The 336-nt window shown below is 38.7% G+C and carries 1 pseudogene; it reads right to left on the bottom strand.

The window, feature by feature from the left end:
• A pseudogene (locus tag BAMA_RS23395) lies at positions 1–314 on the bottom strand (hypothetical protein); the annotation flags it as partial.
• Positions 315–336: the final 22 nt, after the last annotated feature.

Below are 336 nucleotides of genomic sequence, written 5' to 3'. Positions count from 1 at the left end.
TCACTTTTCATTCTTAAATCCGTGATGTTTGTCTGTATTACAGATGTAGAACCTTTAGAAACATAAATCTCTGCAAGGGCTATTTCATAAGTATCTGCATCACGTTTTAAAGCTGGAGCACTTGCATTTGATGCCGGAACTCCTTTTCGAATAAGGGGTACAATTTCACGATTCAAATAATTAAGTTGCAGTACCACACGATCAATACGGTTAAGTACTCCATCAGCTACATCAAGTGCCATATGATAATCGCCTGGGTTTGTGGCATAGTATCCATGAATCCAGGCTCTTCCTGCTTTAAGAGTTATATTCATACCGCTATTAGCAACTACCTGA

It is taken from the genome of Bacillus manliponensis (assembly GCF_000712595.1).
In the GTDB taxonomy this organism is placed as follows: Bacteria; Bacillota; Bacilli; order Bacillales; family Bacillaceae_G; genus Bacillus_A; species Bacillus_A manliponensis.
This window is presented reverse-complemented; position numbering and strand designations above follow the sequence as displayed.